We start from the raw sequence: 23,304 nt of genomic DNA, 5'->3' as shown, positions 1-23,304 counted from the left end.
GGCTCGCTCCCACAGGGGAACGCATTCCAAATGTGGGAGCGAGCCTGCTCGCGAAGCTTTTAGCGGTTTAGCGGCTGGCGAGTAACGCCTGGCCGCGAGCCACGGCCTTTTTCACCTGTGCCGGCGCAGTTCCGCCGATGTGGTCACGGGCATTCACTGAGCCTTCCAGGGTCAGCACGGCGAACACGTCCTGATCGATCTGGTCGCTGAACTTGCGCAGCTCTTCCAGGCTCATTTCCGCCAGGTCTTTACCGCTTTCCACGCCGTACTTCACGGCATGGCCAACGATTTCGTGGCAGTCACGGAACGGCAGGCCGCGGCGAACCAGGTAGTCGGCCAGATCGGTGGCGGTGGAGAAGCCGCGCAGGGCTGCTTCACGCATCATCGCGTGCTTGGGTTTGATCGCCGGAATCATGTCGGCAAAGGCCCGCAGCGAGTCGCGCAACGTGTCGGCGGCGTCGAACAGCGGCTCTTTATCTTCCTGGTTGTCCTTGTTGTAGGCCAGTGGCTGGCCTTTCATCAGGGTCAGCAGGCCCATCAGGGCGCCGAATACGCGACCGGTCTTGCCACGCACCAGCTCCGGGACGTCCGGGTTTTTCTTTTGCGGCATGATCGAGCTGCCGGTGCAGAAACGGTCCGGCAGATCGATGAACTGGAACTGCGCGCTGGTCCACAGCACCAACTCTTCGGAGAAACGCGACAAGTGCATCATCGCGATGCTCGCGGCCGAGCAGAACTCGATGGCGAAGTCACGATCGGACACGTTGTCCAGCGAGTTGCCGCCCACGGCATCGAAGCCCAGCAGTTGAGCGGTGTATTCGCGGTCGATCGGGTAGGTGGTGCCCGCCAGTGCGGCGCTGCCCAGCGGCATGCGATTGGTACGTTTGCGGCAGTCGACCAGACGCTCGTAGTCGCGGCTGAGCATTTCGAACCAGGCCAGCATGTGGTGCCCGAAAGTTACCGGCTGCGCGGTTTGCAGGTGAGTGAAGCCCGGCATGATGCTGCCGGCTTCACGCTCGGCCTGTTCCAGCAAGCCTTTTTGCAGGCGGGTGATTTCGCTCAGGATCAGGTCGATCTCGTCCCGCAGCCACAGGCGGATGTCGGTGGCGACCTGGTCGTTACGGCTGCGACCGGTGTGCAGCTTTTTACCGGTGACGCCGATGCGGTCGGTCAGGCGCGCTTCGATGTTCATGTGCACGTCTTCGAGGTCGATGCGCCAGTCGAACTGGCCGGCCTCGATTTCACCCTGGATGGTCTTCAGGCCATCAGTGATGCTGTCGCGCTCGGCATCGGTCAGCACGCCGACCTTGGCCAGCATCGTGGCGTGAGCGATCGAGCCCATGATGTCGTGGCGATACAGGCGCTGGTCGAAAGTGACGGAGGCGGTGAAGCGGGCGACGAAGGCGTCGACGGGTTCACTGAAGCGGCCGCCCCAGGACTGATTGGTCTTGTCAGTGCTCATGAATTCGCTCGTGTCGGCTGAAGAAAGATGGCGTAGAAAGCTGTCGCGGATAATAACAGGGTTGCCAATCCTGTCGGTGACACTGGTCGATACGTTTTTTTCTCAGGTGGCGGTCCATACTCGAATCAACGCCGAGGGGATTTGCGCAACGATATTTTTCAATTGAGCAATATCGTGCCGGCAACCGTCTACAGTTGGACAGTAGGATCAGCGCACTTCCAGACGCTGCAGCTGACCATAAGAAGAGGGGGGTGTTCATATTGTGTATCAACAAACCCTACGGTGAAGCCTCGCCAATGCGGGCCAGGACCGCCAAACGCACGACAGATGAAAATTTAGCCGTCGGTCGGGCGGCACTTTTTGGCCCTCGCGCTAGTCTTAGCGTGGATCGCGGTGACGGACGTCACTTCACCTGTCTACGCTATCCTTGTGCGAGACTCACGCAGGAATCCAGCGCAATATGAATGTCCTGATCGTTGATGACGAACCCCTTGCCCGCGAGCGCCTGAGCCGAATGGTTGGCGAACTCGAGGGATACAGTGTCCTGGAGCCTAGCGCCACGAACGGCGATGAAGCGTTGGCTCTGATCGACAGCCACAAACCCGATATCGTGCTGCTCGATATCGGCATGCCGGGCCTCGATGGCTTGCAAGTGGCTGCACGATTGTGCGAACGCGAAACCCCGCCCGCCGTGGTGTTTTGCACAGGCCCCGATGAATTTGCCGTGGAAGCCTTACAGGCCAGCGCCGTAGGCTATCTGGTGAAACCTGTGCGTACAGAACAATTACATGAAGCGTTGAAAAAAGCCGAGCGGCCCAATCGCGTCCAGCTCGCGGCCCTGACCCGTCCCGCCGCCGAAAGTGGCAGCGGCCCGCGCAGCCACATCAGCGCCCGTACCCGTAAAGGCATCGAGCTGATCCCGTTGGGTCAGGTGGTCTATTTCATTGCGGATCACAAATACGTGACCTTGCGCCACGAAGGCGGCGAAGTGCTGCTGGATGAGCCGCTCAAGGCCCTTGAAGATGAATTTGGCGACCGCTTCGTGCGAATCCACCGCAACGCGCTGGTCGCCCGCGAACGCATCGAACGCCTGCAACGCACGCCGCTGGGGCATTTTCAGCTGTTCCTCAAAGGCTTGAACGGCGACGCCCTGATCGTCAGCCGGCGGCATGTGGCGGGCGTGCGCAAAATGATGCAACAGCTTTAATCCGCCATTTACGGGCGGGTTTCATCCCGATTGCTGGATGCCTGAGGCCAGGGAGGCCACGCGGTTTTCTGATACAAGTCAAAGTGGATTTGGCTGAGCTGTTATTATCCGCCGTATCTATTCAGTACGGATTGATCCATGTCCTCTCGCGAAATCCGCATCGCCACCCGTAAAAGTGCACTCGCCCTGTGGCAGGCCGAATACGTCAAAGCCCGTCTGGAAGAGGCCCATCCGGGTCTGCTCGTGACGTTGGTGCCCATGGTCAGTCGCGGTGACAAGTTGCTCGACTCGCCACTGTCGAAAATCGGCGGCAAGGGCCTGTTCGTCAAAGAACTGGAAACCGCGCTGCTGGAAAACGAAGCCGACATCGCGGTGCACTCCATGAAAGACGTGCCGATGGACTTCCCTGAAGGCCTCGGTCTGTTTTGCATCTGCGAGCGCGAAGACCCGCGCGATGCATTCGTCTCCAACACCTACACCAGCCTGGACGAATTGCCGCCAGGCAGCATCGTCGGCACCTCCAGCCTGCGCCGTCAGGCCCAGTTGCTGACCCGTCGCCCAGACCTGGAGATTCGTTTCCTGCGCGGCAACGTCAACACGCGCCTGGCCAAGCTCGATGCCGGCGAATACGACGCGATTATCCTCGCTGCTGCCGGCCTGCTTCGTCTGGGCTTTGAAGATCGCATCACCTCGGCCATCAGCGTCGACGACAGTCTGCCGGCCGGTGGCCAAGGTGCGGTGGGTATCGAATGCCGCAGCATCGACAGCGAAATTCACGCGCTGTTGGCACCGCTGCACCATCAGGACACCGCCACCCGCGTGACCGCCGAACGTGCTCTCAACAAACATTTGAATGGCGGCTGCCAAGTGCCGATCGCCTGCTATGCCGTGCTTGAAGGCGAACAAATCTGGTTGCGCGGTCTTGTCGGAGATCCGAACGGCGGCCTGCTGCTTAGCGCCGAGGCTCGTGCGCCACGTAGCGATGCCGAAGCCCTGGGTGTGCAAGTGGCTGAAGACCTGCTGAGTCAAGGCGCCAACGACATCCTGAAAGCAGTCTACGGCGAGGCAGGTCACGAGTGACGGGTTGGCGCCTGCTGCTGACGCGTCCCGCGGATGAGTCGGCGGCGCTGAGCGGTTTTTTGGCCGAAAAGGGGATTTTCAGCAGCAGTTTGCCGCTTTTGGAGATCGAGCCGATTCCTGCCTCTGACACAATGCGCGAGATGATTCAGGGGCTGGATCGCTATTGCGCAGTGATTGTCGTCAGCAAGCCGGCTGCCAGAATTGCCGTGGATCTGCTCGACAGGTATCGGCCGCAACCCCCTCGTTTGAAGTGGTTTAGCGTAGGCGCAGCCACCGCGCAGATCCTCGAGGATCGCGGGTTGGACATCAGCTTTCCGGTGGGGGGCGATGACAGCGAAGCCTTGCTTGAACTTCCGCAGTTGCGCGAGGCCATTGCGCGGCCCGATCCGCGTGTGCTGATCATGCGCGGGGAGGGCGGGCGCGAGTTGCTGGCTGAGCGTTTGCGCGAGCTTGGTGCTAGTGTCGAGTATCTGGAGTTGTACCGCCGCGACCTGCCGCTGTACCCGCCGGCAGCGCTGCCTGAGCGGATCGAAGCGGAACGCTTGAACGGGCTGGTGGTCAGCAGTGGACAGGGTTTTGAGCACCTGCATCAATTGGCCGGCGATGCCTGGCCGCAGTTGGCGCGGTTGCCGTTGTTTGTTCCAAGCCCCAGGGTCGCCGAGCTGGCACGTTCCGCCGGGGCCCAAACAGTTGTGGATTGTCGTGGCGCCAGTGCCGCGGCATTGCTGACGGCGTTACGGGAGCATCCCGGACCCGTTCTCTAATGCAAAGGATGGATACGTGAGCGAAACAGCCTTGCCTAAAGATGACGTCAAGCCAGTGCTCGATGCACCGGTTGAAGCACCGGTTGAAACCGGGCCACCTGCTGCAGAGCAGCGCCGAGGCAATGGGCTGGCAATCGTCGCGCTGCTGCTGGGCGCTGCCGGTGTTGCCGTGGGCGGTTGGGGAGTCTGGCAGGTGCGTCACCTGCAAGCCAACACTCAACTGCAGTTGAGCCAGGTCCAGGCATTGAACGATCAGGCGCAGGAGCTGAAGCTCAATGAACAACGCCTGACGGCTCGCCTGGAACAAATGCCGGCCGCCGACGAGCTCGACGCGCGCAGTCGTTTGGTCACTCAGCTTCAAGGTGATCAGCAACGCTTGAACCAACGTCTGGAAACGGTTCTGGGCGCCAGCCGCAAGGATTGGCGCCTGGCCGAGGCCGAGCATCTGCTGCGTCTGGCCAGCCTGCGTCTTTCCGCGTTGCAGGACATCAGCAGTGCCCAGGCTTTGGTCCAGGGCGCCGATGAAATTTTGCGCGAACAGAACGACCCGGGTTCGTTTGCCGCTCGCGAGCAAGTAGCCAAGACACTGGTGGCATTGCGTAGCACCCAGCAGCCGGATCGCACCGGTCTGTTCCTGCGATTGGGGGCGTTGCGCGATCAGGTGATCAGCCTTACCGAGCTGGCACCCGAGTACAAGGACCGTGGTGAATCCCTGTTGGGTCTCACTGCTGATGGCGACGGCGCCAGTCGTTGGGCGCAATGGTGGGATCAGGTCTCGCGCTACATCCGCATCGACTTCAACGCCGACAAGAATGTGCGTCCATTGCTGGCCGGGCAGAGCCTGAGCCAGGTGCGCCTGGCCCTGAGCCTGGCGCTGGAGCAGGCGCAATGGGCCGCGCTCAACGGCCAGGCCGCGGTTTATACCCAGGCGCTGGCCGAAGCGCGGGACGTACTTAAAGGTAACTTCAACCCGGACAACCCTCAGAGCAAAGTGATGCTTGAGCAGGTTAGCGAGTTGAGCAAGCAACCGGTCACCGTCGTCACGCCAGACCTAACCGGCACGCTGAGTGCGGTTCAAGGCTATTTGGAACGGCGTAACGTCAACGCCGAGGACTCGATCAAGCCGATGACCAAACCTGCCGCGGACACCGTTCAGGAGGCGACGCCATGAAACGCCTCTATGTAATCGTGTTCCTGGTGATCGCCGCTGCTGCCGCGCTGGGGCTGGCGATCGCCGAGCATTCCGGTTACGTGCTGATCGCCTACAAAAGCTTCCGTTACGAATCGAGCCTGTGGGCAACCCTGGCGTTGGTCGCTGTGCTCTGGCTGGTGTTCTGGGGCATCAAGGCGTTGATCGAACTGGTGATGACCTCCAGCGGCGTGGTCAATCCCTGGTCGCGGCGCAATCGCAGTCGCCGGGTGCAGGTGGCGATTGAACACGGTCAGCTGGATCTGGCCGAAGGTCGCTGGGCCAGTGCGCAGCGTCATCTGCATCGGGCTGCGGAAGCCGAGCGCCAGCCGCTGCTTTATTACCTCGGCGCTGCCCGGGCCGCGAACGAACAAGGGCAATACGAGGAAAGCGACAATCTGCTCGAGCGCGCTCTGGAGCGACAGCCCCAGGCAGAGTTGGCCATTGCCCTGAGTCACGCGCAACTCCAGACCGACCGCGGCGATACCGATGGCGCCCTGGTGACCTTGCAAGCCATGCACGAGCGTCATCCTCATAACGTCCAGACCTTGCGCCAGTTGCAGCGCTTGCACCAACAGCGCGGCGACTGGTCAGCCGTGATTCGCCTGTTGCCGGAGCTACGCAAGGACAAGGTCCTGCCAGCGTCCGAGCTAGCCGAACTGGAGCGCCGGGCCTGGGGGGAGAACCTGTCCTTGGCGGCGCATCAGGAAGCAGACGGGACGGTCGGCTTGCAATCGCTCAATCGCGCCTGGCAGCAACTGACCTCAGCTCAGCGTCAGGAGCCGCAACTGGTGCTCGCTTATGCCGAGCAACTTCGGCAACTGGGGGCTCAGGTCGAGGCCGAAGAGATCCTGCGAACAGCGCTCAAGCGCAACTACGACAGTCATCTGGCGCGCCTCTACGGACTCGTTCGCGGCAGCGATCCGGCCCGTCAACTGCACACCGCCGAAGGCTGGCTCAAGGATCATCCGGCCGACCCGAGCCTGCTGCTGACCCTGGGGCGCTTGTGTCTGCAAAGCAGCCTTTGGGGCAAGGCCCGGGATTATCTGGAAAGCAGCCTGCGCGTGCAGCGCAACCCGGAAGCCTGTGCGGAACTGGCGCGGCTGCTGGCGCAGCTGGGTGACACTGAACGCAGCAATCAGTTGTTCCAGGAAGGCCTGGGTTTGCTGGACGAGCGCCTGCTGGCGGCACCGTTGCCGGTTCCTGTTCACGCTTGAAGAGCGGATGACGGGTCGCTCCAAGGAGCGACCCAGCCGCCTGCAAATTGTCGGGATTTTCCCTTTGTAGTCCGTAAACGGCAAAGTCCTACAAAGGACTACATCTGATCCTCTCGTTCCTGTCGGGAATTCCCTACACTTCTGTTGAAGTGTCCCCGCTGGCCCGCCTTGAAAGCCTGCGGCGCTTTCCTCTACCGTAACCGCCTGTCTCTACTGTTACGGAAATGCCATGTCTTTGGCCTGCTCACGCTCCTTGTTTTTCATGGCTTTCATTGCAGGTGCCCTGGCTCTGGGCGTGTCCTATTACCTGGAATATGCGGTCGGCCTCAAGCCTTGCGGGTTGTGCCTGTTGCAGCGCTTTTGCCTCGCGTTGCTCACGGGTGTCTGCCTCGTGGCTTCGGTGCATGGGCCCGGCCGCTTTGGGTCTTTCCTGTATTGGGTACTCGGACTGTTTTGCAGTCTGGCGGGTACGATCACGGCATGGCGCCAGGTTTTGCTGCAGAGCGATCCCACGCATCAGCTGTTGACGTGTCCGCCTGATCTGGCGGTTCCGTACGAGGATATGCCCTGGTTTTGCCAGGTGACACAGATGTTCAAAGGGGTGGCCGAGTGCGCGGAGATATCCTGGACACTGTTCGACCTGAGCATTCCCGAATGGAGTCTGCTGCTCTTCATGGCGATGACGATTTTAGGTATTTATCAGTTGCTGCGTCTTGCCTGGAAAGCGTGTCAGCGACCGCTCAGCGGCGGTTCGTCGCATCGGGCGCTGGCGGGTGATTAAACACTTGTATGAACTTTATCTCCTGCGTACCTTGAAGCCATTGTCGCGCGGGCATAATCTGGCCCGCACGTGTCATTGGAATTATGTTGCTCGAATGACGCTCTGCCTGGCCGATACTTGATTTTCAAGTGTGCGACGGGTGTAGGGCAGCATGACCCACAAGGGAAGAGAGATCACCATGCTCGAAAGTTGTCAGAATGCTCAGGAACGTTGGGGTGGAGTGCATCTGCTGATCGATCGCTGGTTGCAGGAGCGTCACGAACTGGTTCGGGCCTATGATGCTCTCGGCGCCAAGCCTGAGGCGCTGGGTGAGAATCGTAAGCCGTTGCAGGAATTCTGCGGCGTGCTGGTCGATTACGTGTCTGCCGGGCACTTCGAGATCTACGAACAGCTGACCGGTGAAGCCAAGGCGTTTGGTGACACTCGCGGGCTTGAGTTGGCCGAGACCATCTACCCTCGCATCGATGTCATCACCGAGAAGCTGCTGGCGTTCAATGACCTGTGTGATGCAGGTCAATGCGTGGCAGAGAAATTCAAAGAGCTGGGTGGCCTGTTGCACGAGCGCTTCGAACTGGAAGACTGCCTGATCGAAGTGTTGCACACCGCTCACAAAGAAGAAGACCCGGTTCAGGCCTGAACCTCCTTCCTGCAAGACCTGCAAAAACGGTGCGCCATGCGCGCCGTTTTTCGTTTCCGGTATTCAGCCTGTGGCACCGCGCAGTTCGACTTCGAATACCAGTGGTGTGAACGGAGCAATCAGATCGCCGGCACCCTCGGCGCCATATGCCTCGGCCGATGGAATCACCAAGCGCCATTTCGCACCGACCGGCATTTGCTGCAACGCGCTGCGCCATCCGCTGATCACGCTATCGAGACTGAACCACTGCGGCTGACTGTTCTGATCGAACACCGTGCCGTCGGGAAGTCGGCCGATATACAGCACCTGGACTTTGCCGTTGGGGCCGGCTTTGGCCCCAGTGCCTGGCGCCAACTCCGTTAGCAATATCCCATCGGCCAACTCACGAACGCCCGGTCTGGTTTTTTCCTCGGCGAGAAAAGCCTGCTCTTTCTCGAGGGCGATTTCGCTTTGCGGCATGCTCGGTTGCAAGGCGACCTGGGCTTCGTGCTCGGCAAGAATCTGCTCGATCTGTTCATCTTTCAGTGCCAGGGGTTTGCCTTGATAGGCTTGTTGCAAGCCTTGGATCAGCGCCTGCAGTTGCAGATCAGGAACCTCCTGGCGCAGGCGTTCGCCGAGACTTGCACCCAAGCTGTAAGAGAGATCATGAGTGTCATTTTCCTGGGTTTTTTCGGCGGCCTGGGCCACTGAAAAAAACACGCACAGAGATAAAAAAAGGTAGCGCGACATGGGCACTCTCCGACCTGAGATGCGGGGGATTATGCCAGTGTGAATGCGCCCGACGGTGAACTGGTTTTGCGCAAGCGCAGAAGAATTTCAATCCGTTGCAACGCAGCGCTTTGGATACTGTCAACATGCCCTAGCGGCGGTAGCAGCAGAGGTCTAGTATGAGCCGCACCCACGTCAGCCAGGAGGTAAACCATGTCGGCCACCAAGAAGCCTGTAAATACCCCGTTGCACTTACTCCAACAACTCTCGAGCAGCTTGCTCGAGCATCTGGAAAACGCTTGTTCCCAAGCCTTGGCTGATGCTGAAAAACTGCTCGCCAAACTGGAAAAGCAACGCGGAAAAGCGCAAGAAAAACTGCACAAATCCCGTACCAAATTGCAGGACGCTGCGGCGGCCGGCAAGGCCAAGGCACAAGCCAAGGCCAAAGGCGCGGTGAAGGAGCTTGAGGACTTGCTCGATGCCCTCAAGGATCGTCAATCCGAAACTCGCAGCTACATTCTGCAACTCAAGCGCGATGCTCAAGAAAGCCTGAAACTGGCCCAGGGCGTCGGTCGTGTACAAGAGGCTGTCGGCAAGGCGTTGTCCCTGCGTTCGGCCAAGCCTGCTTCGGCTCCTGCCAAGAAAGCCGCTGCCAAACCGGCTGCTGCAAAAGCACCGGCCAAGCCTGCTGCCAAACCGGCCGCCAAAGCACCGGTGAAAGCCGCAGCAAAACCAGCAGCAAAACCTGCGGCGAAAAAACCAGTCGCTGCCAGCGCTGCGAAACCGGCGGCTAAAACAGCCGCTGCCAAACCTGCCGCCAAGCCAGCCGCTGCCAAAACAGCTGCCGCTAAACCGGCTGCAAGAACCGCTGCTGCTAAATCCGCGGTGGCGAAAACTGCAGCGACGAAAACAGCTGCCAAACCGGCTGCAAAAACTGCCGCTGCGAAACCTGCTGCCAAGCCTGCCGCGAAATCAGTCGCGACTAAAACTGCGGCCAAGCCAGCTGCAAAACCAGCTGCAAAAGCTGCAGCCAAACCGGCTGCCAAAACTGCTGCTGCAAAACCTGCTGCAGCCAAGCCAGCCACTGCTGCAAAACCTGCCGCAGCGAAACCAGCAGCCAAACCTGCCGCTGCCAAACCGGCTGCAAAACCAGCGGTGAAAAAACCGGTTGCCGCCAAGCCGGCCGCCGCGCCAGTTGCCAAGCCAGCCAATCCGGTTCCGGCGGCAACGTCTGCTTTAGCAGCGGCCACTTCGACAACGCCGCCAGCGCCAACGCCGGCCGCCGCATCGATCGCAGCAACCACCCCAACCAGCGCTTCCTAAGTGCCGGTTACCGCGACGCGCAGCTGATGCAGCGCGTCGCGGTCCAGGTGGGCGGCACCCGCCGCCACACTTTCCAGCCAGGCCGATAGATCGGTCGCCTCATCCTGCGGCCAACTCAACGCCAATCGTTCCAGTCGCACCAACAGATGTCGCTCGGCTTGCAGCTCGAGTGCCTTCACTTGTTCGCGTAACGCATTCAGTTCGCTATCGTCAGTGGCAACGACTCTCCAATTCACCCGCAAGGCTCGCAGCGGTTGCACCACGTCTGCGTCCCACGGCTCGGCCACGCTACGCAATTGCTGCAATCGGTGCTCGTTACAGGTGACGCCACGTTCTCCCAGCCACAGCCCGCACAGCAGCAAGCACACATTGATACCCGCCGACTGCAATTGCAGGCACGCGGGTTCAACGCCGGGACGGGCGTAAGTACTAAGGGAAAAGCTCCACAGGTCAGAGGACATAGTGCTACTCGCGCCAGTTGCGAGCGAAGCTGGTAGACTCCGCCGCCATTATGATTCGACTTCAGAACCTGACTTTACAGCGTGGCCCGCAACGTCTGCTAGAAGACGCCGAGCTGACCCTGCACGCCGGCCACAAAGCCGGCCTCATCGGTGCCAACGGCGCCGGCAAATCGAGCCTGTTCGCCCTGCTTCTGGGTGACCTGCACCCGGACTCGGGTGATTGCTTCTTGCCGGCGGACTGGCGCATCGCCCACATGCGCCAGGAGATCGACACTCTCGATCGGGTGGCGGTCGACTATGTGCTCGATGGCGACCTGCGCCTGCGTGAGGTGCAACGCGACCTCGCGGCAGCCGAAGCGGCCCATGACGGTACCGCTCAGGCCCGCCTGCACTCGGAACTCGACAGCGCCGACGGTTACACCGCCGATGCCCGGGCCCGCAAGTTGCTGGCCGGCCTTGGGTTCACCAATGAACAGATGGATCGCCAGGTAGGAGATTTCTCTGGCGGTTGGCGGATGCGTCTGAACCTGGCGCAGGCTTTGATGTGCCCCTCGGACCTTCTGCTGCTCGACGAACCGACCAACCACTTGGACCTCGACGCCATCATCTGGCTCGAAGAATGGCTCAAAAGCTATCCCGGCACCTTGATGTTGATTTCCCACGACCGGGATTTCCTCGATGCCGTGGTCGATCACGTGGCCCACGTCGATCAGCGCAAGATCACCTTGTATCGCGGTGGTTACAGCGCCTTCGAACGCGCTCGCGCCGAACGTCTGGCCCAGCAACAGCAGGCCTACGAGAAGCAGCAGGCGCAACGGGCGCACATGGAAAGCTACATCGCCCGTTTCAAGGCCCAGGCCACCAAGGCCCGTCAGGCCCAGAGCCGGATCAAGGCGCTGGAGCGGATGGAAGAGCTGTCCGCCGCCCACGTCGATTCGCCATTCGATTTTGTTTTCCGCGAATCGGTGAAAATCTCCAGCCCGTTGATTGACCTCTCCGACGCCCGACTGGGTTACGGCGAGCGCGCCGTGCTGGAGAAGGTCAAATTGCAATTGATCCCCGGTGCGCGGATCGGTTTGCTTGGCCCGAACGGTGCCGGTAAGTCGACTCTGATCAAAAACCTTGCCGGTGAACTCGAGCCGTTGTCCGGCCGACTGACCCGTGGCGAGAACACCGTCGTTGGCTACTTCGCCCAGCATCAGCTGGACTCCCTCGACTCCAAGGCCAGCCCGTTGCTGCACATGCAGCGCCTGGCGCCGACCGAGCGCGAGCAGACGCTGCGCGACTTCCTCGGTGGTTTCGATTTCCGCGGTGCGCGGATCGATGAGCCGGTGCTGAACTTCTCCGGTGGCGAAAAGGCCCGTCTGGCGCTGGCGTTGATCGCCTGGGGCCGGCCGAACCTGTTGCTGCTCGACGAACCGACCAACCACCTGGACCTGGAAATGCGCCTGGCGCTGACCATGGCCCTGCAGGAATTCAGTGGCGCGGTACTGGTGGTCTCCCACGATCGCCATTTGCTCAAAAGCACCACTGACAATTTCTATCTGGTGGCGGACGGCAAGGTCGAGGAATTCGACGGCGACCTGGAAGACTACACCCGTTGGCTGGTGGACTACCGTCAGCGCAACGCCCCGGTCAGTAACACGCCGGTCAATCCGGACAAGACCGACAAGAAGGCCCAGCGCCAGGCGGCGGCCGCGTTGCGTCAGCAACTGGCACCGCACAAGCGCGAGGCTGACAAGCTCGAAGCCGAGCTGGGCAAGCTGCACGAGAAACTGGCGAAAATCGATGCCAGCCTCGGCGATAGCGACATTTACGAGCCGGCGCGCAAAAACGATTTGCGTGATCTGCTGGCCGAACAGGCCAAGCTGAAGGTCCGTGAAGCCGAACTGGAAGAAGCCTGGATGGAAGCGCTGGAGTTGCTTGAAAGCATGCAGGCGGAGCTGGAGGCTCTGTCCTGATGGAAGCCTTCAAGTTGCCGCTGCCGGCTGGGTGGGGCGAGCCGCTCTGGCTGGTCGTGCAAATTCTGCTGATCCTGCTGGCCGGTTATATCGCCCAGCGGGTTGTCGCTAAATGCCTGACACGCCTGGGCGAACGCTATCCGTTTCCGCCGCAATTTTTCATGCCGCTACGCGGTGGTTTGCGCTGGCTGATCATGGGCAGCGCGCTGATCTTCGTGCTGGAACGCCTCGGCGTCTCGGCGACGGTGCTCTGGACCGCGTTGTCCGGGTTTGTCGCGGTAGCGGCCGTGGCGTTCTTCGCCATGTGGAGCGTGCTCTCCAATCTGCTGTGCGCGATCCTGATCTTCACCGTCGGCCCGTTTCGGATCGGTGATGTGGTCGAATTGGTGGACACCACCGACAAGCCTGGCGTCAAAGGCCGGGTGGTGGCGATCAATCTGCTCTATACCACGCTGATCGAAGCCGAAGAACTCGGTACCGGCAGCGCCATGGTGCAAGTGCCCAACAGCCTGTTCTTTCAGCGCTCGGTTCGACGCTGGCGCGGTACGGATGTGTTTCCGTCCAATGGGTTCGAAAAATAGTCGTTACCTCTTGCATAGAGGTTGTCTGATAAATCGTCATCGCGAGCAGGCTCGCTCCCACATGGGATTTGTGAGCGCCGAAAAACCAATGTGGGAGCGAGCCTGCTCGCGATGAGGCCTTACAGCCATAAACGCTGGTCGGCAGTCCACCCTGTCCTGCAAAAAATCGGTAGTCATCAGCCCAAAGCCGCATTAGCTTAGACGTCTGTCACGAGTCTGAATCGAGGTGTGCGATGGTGCTTCAAACATGGCTGGCATTTTTTGCCGCCTGCTGGGTGATCAGTCTGTCTCCCGGTGCCGGCGCCATTGCGTCGATGTCCAGCGGTCTGCGATACGGATTCTGGCGCGGTTACTGGAACGCCCTGGGCCTGCAACTGGGTCTGGCGTTGCAGATTGCGATTGTCGCCGCCGGTGTCGGTGCGATCCTCGCGGCTTCGGCCACTGCTTTCTACGCAATCAAATGGTTTGGCGTGGCTTATCTGGTTTACCTGGCGGTCAAGCAATGGCGCGCGCTGCCCAATGACATGAGCGACGATGCGGCAGTCCGGCAAATCGGCAAGCCGATGGCGCTGGTGTTCCGCGGTTTCCTGGTGAACGTCAGCAATCCCAAGGCGTTGGTGTTCATGCTCGCGGTGCTGCCGCAATTCATCGATCCACATGCACCGCTGGTGGCGCAGTACCTGATCCTCGGTATCACCATGATCTGCGTCGACCTGATCGTCATGGCCGGTTACACCGGGCTGGCAGCGAAGGTGCTGCGGATGTTGCGCACGCCCAAGCAGCAGAGACGCATGAACCGCACGTTTGCCGGGCTATTCATAGGCGCGGCGGCGTTCATGGCGACGCTTCGCAAAGCGGCGGTGTAAAACTCTCGGGTACAAACGCGACCTATTGTGGCGAGCGAGCTTGCTCGCGCTGGGTTGCGAAGCGGCCCCCAAATATTGCGAGCGCTACGCACTCGAGCGGGAGCAAGCTCCCTCGCCACATTAGGACTCAGTACGGTTCAGATTTATTTGATGGGCATAAGAGCAAGCATAAAAAAGGCGACCCTTTGGGTCGCCTTTTTCGTTTTCCGGAGGGTCAGCGCAGAATGACCGGCGCTATGTCCGCTGGCAGGTTGTTACGCCGCGGCGCTTGCTCCGGCTGCTCGTAACCACCGCCGCCGAGCTGTTGGCTCAGTTGCCCTGCCACGTCTTCTCCCAAGGACTTGGACACGTCACGCACCACCCGCGGACGGTTCAGCGAGACACGGATGTCCCGATGGTTCATCAATTTGGTGTCCTGACCTTCGCCCATCGCCGTGAAGGCCGAGGTGATTTCGAAGGTCTTGGTGTTGATCAGGCTGAAATCCGCCACCAGGGTCAACGCCAGCACCGCCGAATAGCTGTCGGTGTTGGCGAGCTCGTTGATGTCCTTGTTGAAGTCGATGTCCGACACGGTGCCGAACAACACGTAGTCGGCGCCTTTGAAGTTGCCGGCCTTGATTCGCTTGATCACGTCATAGACGTCACCCTTGGACGCCGAAGTGTAAGGCGTGCCCTGGACCAGCTGGAACATGCCGGTACGAAGAATCTCGCCCTTGATGTCGCCGGTGAATTTGCGCAATTCACCCTGTTCGATGTAGCTGCTGGTGGCTTCGATTTCGTTGTAGCTCGAAGAGCCGCTGGCGCCGTAGTAACTCTGGCTGTGGTTGCTCTGTGCCGAAACGATGTGGATGTACTGCTCCACTCGCTCCTGATACGCGAGGTCCGTCACTGCGACTTTCGGGGCCGCTTGCACGCTGAACGCGCAAGCCAGGGCCATCATGCCAATCCATGCGCGCATTGATTAACGCTCCGTGGTCTTGCGGATCTCTTTCTCGTCCATCCACTCGGCCAGACCGCTTTCAACGTCAATCAATTGCAGGCTGAATTTGTAGAAGACGTCCTTGTAGTCACTGCTGCGCTTGACGATCGAGCTGATCGAACCTTCGATACGGTATTTGGCGGCGATCATGTTGCCGGTCTTGGCTACCGTGCTCTTCTTGTACAGGCCGCTCTGGTTTTGCAGTTTGAGCTGGTCAACCTGGCTCTGCATTGCGTTGTTATCGCTGGCGAAGCGCGCGACACCGGTTTTCATTAGCTGGGTCTTGATGCTGGTGGTGATTTCACGGGTGTCGATGTACTCGCTGGTCTTGTTCTTCACGTCGTAGACCTGAACCACCGGACGACCCTGCATGATGCCGGACTGGGCCAGGGAACGGGTCATGGACTCGGCGATCATCTGCAGGTCGGTGGAACCGAACTCGTTGGTCACGGTTTCCACAGCCTTGGTGTCGCCGTAGCTGATGCTTTTACTGCCCAGGGTCGGCGAAGTGTTGGCGCAGCCGCTGGCCAGGAGGGCGAAGACGGCGATGAACGAAAAACGTGCAAACATGGGAATGCTCTCTGGAACTGAACGAATAGGGTGTCGGGCTTAAGGCGTTTTGATTTCGAGACGGAAATCCACGGCCTTGGCGGTTGGCGCGATCGCTTGGATGAAGCTGGTCTGCTCGCCGTACATCATCTGGCTTTTCCAGGTTTCTTCTTCGGCGACGGGGAAGCCTTCAGGGCCGAGCCAGGCAAAACGGTAGTAGAAAGTCTTGTTGTTGAAGCTGGTGTTGCTCAGCTGCGCATTGACCGTCATGAAGCCGTTTTCCCGGGCGACGCGCATGGCACCGACCACGATGTTCTTGAGCTTGCCCATGGCCACGACCTTGCTGGCGGCGCTGCCAGGTTCCGGCGGTGGCGGGGTGGCGCACCCGGCCAGCAAGGCCAGGGCGACAACAGCGATGAATTTGAAACGCATGCAAAGACTCCGTTCTTAAGGTTTGAGGCTGGCCACGGCGGTCGGGTTGGCTTTCGGGATCACCTGCGCGGCCAGGCCGCTGGCGAACACCTGATTGCCCACGGCGCGCAGGCTGATGACCTGGTAGCGCTGATCGACGGTGACCTTGACCACCGAACCGCCCACGGCGTTCGGCAGGGTGACTTGGTGCTCACCTTTCTTCAGGCGCAGACGCACCACTTGCGTGTAGTCCGGCAGGGTGCGCCACGTACGGGTATCGGCACCTTCGAGCACGGCTGAAGAAATACCCACCGCCAGGCCCGCCAGCGGGTTGGTTTCGTTGATCTGCTTCTGCGCCACGCCTTTGGTCACGGCACGCACGGTGGTGCGCAGGATGATGCCCGGCATGTCGTCACGCAGGGCGCGGCGGGACATGGCAGTGGTGCTGTTGAGTTGCGTCAGGTTCAGTTGCTGTCCATCCACACCGATCTGGCTGAGCGTGGCGGTGGAGGTGTCCGCCTTGATGATCGGGAACGACAGGGGCGTGATCACCAATTGGTTGCTGATCGGCAAGGGCAACGGGATGCGGATCGAATCGCGCGACGGCGCCAGGCCGCTTTGCACGACGATCAGGATGTCACTGTCATCGTTCTTGCCGCCTGGCTTGTCGAGATTGACCAGCGCCTGTTCGAGCAGCGGGGTGTTCGGACGCAGTTCGGCGGCTTTGCGGTAGCCCGGCGCAGCCAGGTCTTTTTCACCCAGGGCTTCGTAGACGAAGCCGGCCAGGTAATGGCTGAACGCACTCTGGTAGCTGTTTTTCAGGCTGACCACTTCCGGTGCGTCGAGGCTGGCGACCGGGTAACCCTGCAAGTCCTTGTACTGGGTCTTGACGCCTTCTTTCTCGGCTTCCTCTTCGCTCTTGAGGTATTCCTTGTCGCGCAGATCGGCGATCACGGCTTCGCGTTCGTGGGTCTTTTTGATCGACATGCGCGCGCCGTCGAAGTCGTTGACTGCCAGCAGGTTGAGGGCCATCTGCGTGGTCAGCATGACTTTTTCGTAGTCGTAGCCTTCGTAGCGACGGACCTTGTCGTTCACCACGAAACTGCCGAACTGGGCCAGGTATTTGCCGGTATCAAGCTTGACCGAATCTTCCCACTTGCCCACCACCTGATCGGCGCTGGACCAGGCGTTCTGGCTGCCGGACAAGTCGCCCTTGGCGCGCAGCAGTTCACCTTTCTCGAAGTAATAGAGCAGGTCTTTGTCTTTGCTGGTGTTGTTCTTTTCCAGCAGGGTCAAGGCGGCATCGACATTGCCGGAAGCCAGTTGCTGGTTGGTTTGTGCAAGTTCCGAATCGTAGTTACGAAAGGCCGAGCAGCCGCCAAGCAAGGTGACAGCGCTGAGCGCGATCGAGGTAAGGGCGCGGGATGCCATGGGGTACTTCTTCCCTGAATGTAAGCAGCCGCAAATGCTGGCCGGGCTGATGGGACCTATTGGCGGGAAGGTTGGCATCCTGCCAATTCCTCATAAAAAGAGGAGCTTAAATGCCGTTTAGCAATAACGACGGCGCGGCATTATAAGCAAGGATGCTGGCTATGTAATGGCTTTTTAATTTCATATTTCCGAAATGTGCCATTAGTTATTTCAGGCCGCACGCCCTATGGCTGTCTCAGGAAACTCCAACAAAGCTTGAGTGAAACTCATTGAGAGTGAACAATGTGTTACTTCGTATTTCCATTTGAGAGTTATTCATGATTGCCTCCTCTCGTTTTCTGGCGTGGCTCGTGCTGCCAATGATCGTGTTCTGCAGCTTCAATGCGCTGGCCGAAACCGCGGAAGGTGCGCCCAAGGCCCTGCATCTGCTCGATTACATCGGCGCCGATTACCCGGCGACGGTGGAGGCGGGCAACGTCATCGATGAGTCTGAATACCGCGAACAGCAGGAATTTTTGAAAGTACTGCAAGGTTTGATCGCCGATTTGCCGGCCAAACCCGAACGCGCAGAGCTGGAGCAGGGCGTCGACAGCCTTGGCGCTGCCATTGCTGCTCGCAAGGATGGCGCGGATGTTGCCCGTCAGGCACGTCAGCTGGGGGCCAGACTGGCGGTGACCTATGAAGTCAGCCAGGCTCCGGTCATCACCCCGGACCCGACTCGCGGCGCGCCGCTGTATGCCCAGCAATGTTCGGTGTGCCATGGCGATGCGGGTGCCGGTGACGGCCCGGCGGGTGTCGGCATGACGCCGCCGCCAGCCAATCTGCGCGATGCTGTGCGACTGGACCGACTGAGCCTCTACGCGATCTACAACACCTTGGGAATGGGCGTCGAAGGCACCGACATGCCGGCCTTCGCCGATCAACTGGATGATCGTCAACGTTGGGATCTGGCGACCTACATCGCGAGCTTCAGTGCCGACCCGGCCGCGGCAAAATCCGAGAAAACCTACAACATCGCCGACCTCGCCCGTCAGACGCCAGCCGAAGTGCAGGCTGCTGAAGGTCCTCGGGCGGCTGCCACCTTCCGTGCCCAGCGAGCGCAACCGCCGCTGGTCAAGCGTGGTCCGGGGCAGTTGCTCGATTACACGGCGGCCACCCTGGACAAGAGCATCGCCGCCTACCGCGCGGGCGATCACGATCAGGCTTATGACTTATCGGTAGCGGCGTATTTGGAAGGCTTCGAATTGGTCGAAAGCTCGCTGGACAACGTCGACGCCAACGTGCGCAAAGACACCGAAAAATCCCTGATGGCGTACCGTCAGTCGTTGCAGGACGGTTTGCCGGTGGCTCAGGTCCAGCAGCGTCTGGACGCAGCCAAGGCCAAATTGAAGGAAGCTGCCGGCCTGTTGGGCAGCGATGGCTTGAGCTGGTCCCTGAGCTACATTTCCGGTTTGTTGATTCTGTTGCGCGAAGGCCTGGAAGCGATTCTGGTGCTGGCGGCGATCCTCGCGTTCCTGCGCAACACCGGCCAGCAATCGGCGGTGCGCAGCGTCAACGTCGGTTGGGGCTTGGCGTTGCTGGCAGGTCTGGCGACCTGGGCGCTGGCGGCGTATGTGATCGATGTCAGCGGCTCGCAACGCGAACTGCTGGAAGGTGCCACGGCGTTGTTCGCCGCTGTCATGGTGCTTTGGCTTGGCGTGTGGATGCACGACCGTCGTCACGCGGCGGCCTGGCAGGATTACATCAAGAGCAGCCTGGTGGGCGGCGGTGGTCGTTTCGGGTTTGCAACGCTGGCGTTCTTCTCGGTGTATCGCGAACTGTTTGAAGTGATTCTGTTCTACGAGACCCTTTGGTTGCAGGCAGGTCCGGCGGGCCATAACGCGGTACTGGCGGGTGGTGCGACGGCGTTGGTCATGTTGGTGGGGCTGGCCTGGGTGATCCTGCGCGGTTCGGCGAAACTGCCGCTGTCGTTGTTCTTCAGCATCAACGCCGGTCTGTTGTGCGCGTTGTCGGTGGTGTTTGCCGGGCATGGCGTGAAGGCATTGCAGGAAGCCGGGATTTTCGGCACCCGGCCGGTGCCGTTCTTTGACTTCGACTGGCTGGGGATCCACGCTGACGCGTATTCGCTGAGTGCGCAGGCGGTGGCGATTATCGCGATCATCGTGCTGTATAGCCGTAGCCGGATGGCTGAGAAGCGGCGGGTGCAGGTTTCTTAACAACAGCATTCGCTTCGCTCACAATCGCGAGCAGGCTCGCTCCCACAGGAATTGCGTATAACCTGTGGGAGCGAGCCTGCTCGCGATTTTTTTTGGAAGAGGAAAACACAATGCGCGTGTGGATCGATGCCGACGCCTGCCCCCGGGCGGCCAAGGATCTGGTGGTGAAGTTCGCCCTCAAGCGCCAGTTCGAAGTGGTGCTGGTGGCCGGACAGCCGCAGATCAAGCCGGGCTTGGCGCTGGTGAAGTTGATCGTAGTGCCCAGCGGCCCGGATGCGGCCGACGACTATCTGGTGGAGCACGCGGTCCCTGGCGAATTGGTGATCTGCAGCGATGTGCCGCTGGCCGACCGTCTGGTGAAAAAGGGCGTTGCGGCGCTGGATCCACGGGGCAAAGAGTTCGATACGCAGAACATGGGCGACCGGTTGGCGGTGCGGAACCTGTTTACCGATCTACGTGAACAAGGGCAAATGAGCGGCGGGCCAGCACCCTTTGGCGAGCGCGAGAAGCAGGCGTTTGCCAATGCGCTGGACCGGATCCTCACGCGGCTTACCCGTTCACACTGATCGTTCCCACGCTCTGCGTGGGAATGCCTAACTGGACGCTCTGCGTCCGCTTTGGGACGCGGAGCGTCCCGGGCTGCATTTCCACGCAGAGCGTGGGAACGATCAGGTCAGGCGTCGTTTTCGTGGGTCAGTTCGAGCACGCGGTCGACCAGTTTGTTGATGCCCGACGCCGCTTCGCTGATGCTCTGCGCCAGCATGTACGCCGGGGTGCTGACCAGTTTGCGTGCCTTGTCTTCAACGATGTCGGTTACCGCGCAGTCGGCGTGGGTGGCGCCCATCTTGTTCATGGCGGCGGCGGTATCGGCGTCATTGCCGATGGTGCAGGTCACGCCCGGTCCATAGATTTTCGCCGCGAGCGCCGGCGAGATGCAGATCAGCCCGACCGGCTTGCCGGCCTCGGCGAACGCTTCGGTCAACGCCAGGACGTCAGGCTGAACGCTGCATCCGGCGCCTTCGACGGCAAAGTTCGACAGGTTCTTGGCCGATCCAAATCCGCCGGGAACGATCAGCGCATCGAAGTCTTCGACGCTGGCTTCGCGGATATCCTTGATGTTGCCCCGGGCGATCCGCGCCGATTCCACCAGCACATTGCGCGACTCGGGCATTTCTTCGCCGGTCAGGTGATTGATCACGTGCAACTGCGCGATGTTCGGCGCGAAACACTGCACCTGAGCCCCCCGCTGGTCCAGACGCAGCAGGGTGATCACACTTTCGTGGATCTCGGCGCCGTCGTATACGCCACAGCCGGACAGGATCACTGCAATTTTTTTGCTCATGGGCTTTTCTCCAGATTCATGGCGTTAAATGTCCACTAATTTGTCACTCGTTGCCATAGGGTTAATTCGCGGCTACACCTAGGATCTGTCCTCAAGATTCCGATCAGGGCGCGTCATGGACTTCATTCTGTATGCGGTGCCGTTTTTCTTTGTGCTGATTGCCGTCGAACTGCTGGCCGACCGTTGGCGCGGGGTGAGCAATTATCGCGTGGCGGATGCGATCAACAGCATAAGCACCGGCGTGCTGTCGACCACCACCGGCCTGTTGACCAAAGGCGTCGGCCTGGTGACGTATGCGTTTGCCCTCAAGCACCTGGCGCTGTTCGAACTCTCGGCCGACAGCGTTTGGGTCTGGGTATTCGCCTTCGTCCTCTACGACTTCTGCTACTACTGGCTGCATCGCATGGGCCACGAACGCAACATTCTCTGGGCGGCGCATTCGGTGCATCACCAGAGCGAGGACTACAACCTGTCCACGGCGTTGCGCCAGACCAGTACCGGCTTCCTGTTGAGCTGGATTTTCTACCTGCCGATGGCTGTGCTCGGTGTGCCGCTGCTGGTGTTCATCAGTGTCGCCTCGCTGAACCTGCTGTACCAATTCTGGGTGCATACCAAACACATTCCCAAGCTCGGCTGGTTCGAGTGGTTCTTCGTCACGCCGTCCAATCATCGGGCCCACCATGCACAGAACGCTCTCTACATGGATCGCAACTACGGCGGGGTGTTCATTATTTGGGACCGTCTATTTGGCTCGTTCCAGGAAGAGGACGATAACGAACCGGTGATTTTCGGCGTGACCACGCCACTGGCGAGCTGGAACCCGTTGTGGGCGAACGTGCAGTTCTACGCGCAGCTGTGGGATGACGCGCGGCGTGCGCAAAGCAAATGGGACAAGGTGCGCATCTGGTTCATGCGCACCGGTTGGCGGCCGGCTGACGTGGCGGCCAGATACCCGATGAACAAGCCTGACCTGAGTCTGTTCCGTAAATTCGAGGTGCCGCTTGACGGGCGTCAGCAGCTGTACGTCGTGTTGCAGTTCTGCGTCTACATCGCGCTGGGCAGCTACTTGATGAACCTGGAGCAGGGTTTGCCAACCGCCGCGCTGGTGCTCGGCTGGAGTGCCGTGGCGCTGGGGTTGTTTACGTTGGGCGTGGCCCTGGAGAATCGCCCGTGGGCGCTGAAGCTGGAGCTGCTGCGCCTGGCGTCGAATGTGCCGCTGGTGTGGCTGGCGCCGGTCGTTGGGCTGTGGCCGGCCAGCGCGGCAGGCTGGGTCGGCCTGCTGAGCTACAGCCTGCTCAGCGGAATCGGTCTCTACTGTTGCAGAAACCGTTTCACTCGGCTGGCGTCTTAGTCTCGGCAGATTTGGCCAGTGCGGCCTGCTCGTCGGCGTAGATCTTCTTCGCCAGACGGGCGTTCTTGAGGCGTCGGCGCAACCACAGGCAAAAGCCCAGTACCAACAGGGCGCCAAGCACCCACAGCTCGTACTTCTTGACGCTGCCGAGCATGCCTTCGAGTACCGCGCCAAAGTGATAGGCGGCGGCAGCCAGCGCGGTGGCCCAGATCGCGGCACCAATCCCGTTGAGCAGCAGATAACGTCCTGGCGGATAGCCCGACAGGCCGATCGCCACCGGCATCACCGTGCGCAGGCCATAGACAAAGCGGAAGCTCAGTACCCAGATGTCCGGGTGCCGGCGGATGTGTTCCAGTGCCCGGTCGCCCATCAATTGCCAGCGCGGTTTGCGTGCCAGCAACTTGCGGCCGTGCTTGCGCCCCAGGAAATACCACAGCTGATCACCGGCATAACTGCCGAGGAACGCCACGATCATCACCACTTTGAGGTCCATGTATCCGCGGAACGCAAGGAAGCCGGCGAGCACCAGAATGGTTTCGCCTTCGAAAAACGTGCCGAGAAAGAGGGCGAAGTAGCCGAATTCCTGAAGAAATTGTTGGAGCATTGTCTGGATGCTGGCGAAATGAACGCGCAGCCTAACCCTTCGGCAACATTCATGAAAGTGTCCAAATGTGTCTCGACGTGAACATTTCCTACAAGGACAATGGAATGCGGCTACGTGTCACAGGGCTAAGCACAACTGTCATGTGTTCGTCATAATGGCCGCTTATAACTGTCACGCTCGCCCG

General features: G+C 60.3%; 23 protein-coding genes. 14 read left to right on the top strand and 9 right to left on the bottom strand.

Annotated features, from left to right (window positions below; genetic code table 11):
• Positions 1–67: 67 nt before the first annotated feature.
• On the bottom strand, positions 68–1,462 hold the full coding sequence (gene argH / locus AC3WP4_RS13160; protein ID WP_033060676.1) for an argininosuccinate lyase: 1,395 nt from the start codon (positions 1,460–1,462) through the stop codon (positions 68–70).
• 460 nt (positions 1,463–1,922) lie between these two features.
• Between argH and AC3WP4_RS13155 the strand changes: the two genes are divergently transcribed.
• The 7 genes from AC3WP4_RS13155 to AC3WP4_RS13125 all read left to right on the top strand — a co-directional run bounded on the left by AC3WP4_RS13155 (position 1,923) and on the right by AC3WP4_RS13125 (position 8,337).
• Positions 1,923–2,669: a LytR/AlgR family response regulator transcription factor gene (locus tag AC3WP4_RS13155; protein ID WP_046045093.1), complete on the top strand. Its 747-nt coding sequence runs from the start codon at positions 1,923–1,925 to the stop codon at positions 2,667–2,669.
• A gap of 138 nt (positions 2,670–2,807) precedes the next feature.
• Positions 2,808–3,749: a hydroxymethylbilane synthase gene (gene hemC / locus AC3WP4_RS13150; RefSeq protein ID WP_074871890.1), complete on the top strand. Its 942-nt coding sequence runs from the start codon at positions 2,808–2,810 to the stop codon at positions 3,747–3,749.
• Complete coding sequence (locus AC3WP4_RS13145; RefSeq protein WP_102616175.1) at positions 3,746–4,513, top strand: uroporphyrinogen-III synthase; 768 nt, start codon at positions 3,746–3,748, stop codon at positions 4,511–4,513. The genes hemC and AC3WP4_RS13145 overlap by 4 nt, the downstream gene beginning before the upstream one ends.
• Positions 4,514–4,529: 16 nt before the next feature.
• On the top strand, positions 4,530–5,684 hold the full coding sequence (locus AC3WP4_RS13140) for a uroporphyrinogen-III C-methyltransferase (RefSeq protein ID WP_102616174.1): 1,155 nt from the start codon (positions 4,530–4,532) through the stop codon (positions 5,682–5,684).
• Positions 5,681–6,919 carry a heme biosynthesis protein HemY gene (locus tag AC3WP4_RS13135; RefSeq protein WP_074871886.1) on the top strand — a complete coding sequence of 413 codons (1,239 nt, stop codon included), beginning with the start codon at positions 5,681–5,683 and terminating at the stop codon, positions 6,917–6,919. The genes AC3WP4_RS13140 and AC3WP4_RS13135 overlap by 4 nt, the downstream gene beginning before the upstream one ends.
• A gap of 229 nt (positions 6,920–7,148) precedes the next feature.
• Positions 7,149–7,700, top strand: coding sequence for a disulfide bond formation protein B (locus tag AC3WP4_RS13130; protein WP_074871884.1), 552 nt, complete (start codon positions 7,149–7,151; stop codon positions 7,698–7,700).
• 178 nt (positions 7,701–7,878) lie between these two features.
• On the top strand, positions 7,879–8,337 hold the full coding sequence (locus tag AC3WP4_RS13125) for an Rsd/AlgQ family anti-sigma factor (protein WP_033053386.1): 459 nt from the start codon (positions 7,879–7,881) through the stop codon (positions 8,335–8,337).
• Between the two features lie 63 nt (positions 8,338–8,400).
• On the opposite strand, the gene AC3WP4_RS13120 is transcribed toward AC3WP4_RS13125, so the two are convergent.
• The gene (locus AC3WP4_RS13120; RefSeq protein WP_074871882.1) at positions 8,401–9,066 is read right to left on the bottom strand and encodes an FKBP-type peptidyl-prolyl cis-trans isomerase; all 666 of its coding nucleotides are present in this window, start codon (positions 9,064–9,066) and stop codon (positions 8,401–8,403) included.
• Between the two features lie 192 nt (positions 9,067–9,258).
• Between AC3WP4_RS13120 and AC3WP4_RS13115 the strand changes: the two genes are divergently transcribed.
• On the top strand, positions 9,259–10,368 hold the full coding sequence (locus tag AC3WP4_RS13115; RefSeq protein ID WP_074871880.1) for an AlgP family protein: 1,110 nt from the start codon (positions 9,259–9,261) through the stop codon (positions 10,366–10,368).
• Here the strand turns inward: AC3WP4_RS13115 and AC3WP4_RS13110 are convergent.
• The gene (locus AC3WP4_RS13110) at positions 10,365–10,829 is read right to left on the bottom strand and encodes a TIGR02444 family protein (protein ID WP_102616173.1); all 465 of its coding nucleotides are present in this window, start codon (positions 10,827–10,829) and stop codon (positions 10,365–10,367) included. The genes AC3WP4_RS13115 and AC3WP4_RS13110 overlap by 4 nt on opposite strands.
• Positions 10,830–10,879: 50 nt before the next feature.
• Between AC3WP4_RS13110 and AC3WP4_RS13105 the strand changes: the two genes are divergently transcribed.
• The 3 genes from AC3WP4_RS13105 (at position 10,880) to AC3WP4_RS13095 (ending at position 14,237) form a co-directional block, all read left to right on the top strand.
• Complete coding sequence (locus AC3WP4_RS13105) at positions 10,880–12,790, top strand: ATP-binding cassette domain-containing protein (protein WP_074871876.1); 1,911 nt, start codon at positions 10,880–10,882, stop codon at positions 12,788–12,790.
• Positions 12,790–13,371 (top strand): mechanosensitive ion channel family protein, encoded by a 582-nt coding sequence (locus AC3WP4_RS13100; protein WP_007899338.1) that lies wholly within the window; start codon positions 12,790–12,792, stop codon positions 13,369–13,371. The genes AC3WP4_RS13105 and AC3WP4_RS13100 overlap by 1 nt, the downstream gene beginning before the upstream one ends.
• Before the next feature lie 233 nt (positions 13,372–13,604).
• Positions 13,605–14,237, top strand: coding sequence for a LysE family transporter (locus AC3WP4_RS13095; RefSeq protein ID WP_102616172.1), 633 nt, complete (start codon positions 13,605–13,607; stop codon positions 14,235–14,237).
• A 214-nt stretch (positions 14,238–14,451) separates the two neighbouring features.
• On the opposite strand, the gene AC3WP4_RS13090 is transcribed toward AC3WP4_RS13095, so the two are convergent.
• From AC3WP4_RS13090 to AC3WP4_RS13075, 4 genes are read right to left on the bottom strand one after another with little or no spacing between them, the layout of a single operon-like run.
• Positions 14,452–15,195, bottom strand: coding sequence for a penicillin-binding protein activator LpoB (locus AC3WP4_RS13090; protein WP_102616171.1), 744 nt, complete (start codon positions 15,193–15,195; stop codon positions 14,452–14,454).
• Positions 15,196–15,198: 3 nt separating this feature from the next.
• Positions 15,199–15,786 carry a penicillin-binding protein activator LpoB gene (lpoB, locus tag AC3WP4_RS13085; protein WP_076029336.1) on the bottom strand — a complete coding sequence of 196 codons (588 nt, stop codon included), beginning with the start codon at positions 15,784–15,786 and terminating at the stop codon, positions 15,199–15,201.
• 39 nt (positions 15,787–15,825) lie between these two features.
• Positions 15,826–16,197 (bottom strand): YcfL family putative periplasmic lipoprotein, encoded by a 372-nt coding sequence (locus AC3WP4_RS13080; protein ID WP_076029337.1) that lies wholly within the window; start codon positions 16,195–16,197, stop codon positions 15,826–15,828.
• A 15-nt stretch (positions 16,198–16,212) separates the two neighbouring features.
• A complete protein-coding gene (locus tag AC3WP4_RS13075; protein ID WP_074871867.1) occupies positions 16,213–17,607 on the bottom strand; it encodes a COG3014 family protein in 1,395 nt (464 codons plus the stop codon).
• Between the two features lie 317 nt (positions 17,608–17,924).
• On the opposite strand from AC3WP4_RS13075, the gene AC3WP4_RS13070 reads away from it, so the two are divergent.
• Both AC3WP4_RS13070 and AC3WP4_RS13065 read left to right on the top strand, forming a co-directional pair.
• On the top strand, positions 17,925–19,823 hold the full coding sequence (locus AC3WP4_RS13070) for an FTR1 family protein (RefSeq protein WP_102616170.1): 1,899 nt from the start codon (positions 17,925–17,927) through the stop codon (positions 19,821–19,823).
• A gap of 110 nt (positions 19,824–19,933) precedes the next feature.
• Positions 19,934–20,389: a YaiI/YqxD family protein gene (locus tag AC3WP4_RS13065; RefSeq protein WP_074871863.1), complete on the top strand. Its 456-nt coding sequence runs from the start codon at positions 19,934–19,936 to the stop codon at positions 20,387–20,389.
• A gap of 107 nt (positions 20,390–20,496) precedes the next feature.
• Here the strand turns inward: AC3WP4_RS13065 and elbB are convergent, their stop codons facing one another.
• Positions 20,497–21,165, bottom strand: coding sequence for an isoprenoid biosynthesis glyoxalase ElbB (gene elbB, locus AC3WP4_RS13060; RefSeq protein ID WP_074871861.1), 669 nt, complete (start codon positions 21,163–21,165; stop codon positions 20,497–20,499).
• Between the two features lie 115 nt (positions 21,166–21,280).
• Here elbB and AC3WP4_RS13055 point away from each other — a divergent pair, with 115 nt between their 5' ends.
• Entirely contained in the window at positions 21,281–22,516 is a 1,236-nt protein-coding gene (locus AC3WP4_RS13055; protein ID WP_102616169.1) for a sterol desaturase family protein, read from the top strand.
• On the opposite strand, the gene AC3WP4_RS13050 is transcribed toward AC3WP4_RS13055, so the two are convergent.
• A complete protein-coding gene (locus tag AC3WP4_RS13050; protein WP_074871857.1) occupies positions 22,497–23,120 on the bottom strand; it encodes a DedA family protein in 624 nt (207 codons plus the stop codon). The genes AC3WP4_RS13055 and AC3WP4_RS13050 overlap by 20 nt on opposite strands.
• Positions 23,121–23,304 lie beyond the last annotated feature (184 nt).

Source organism: Pseudomonas sp. FW305-20 (genome assembly GCF_058788075.1).
This window is presented reverse-complemented; position numbering and strand designations above follow the sequence as displayed.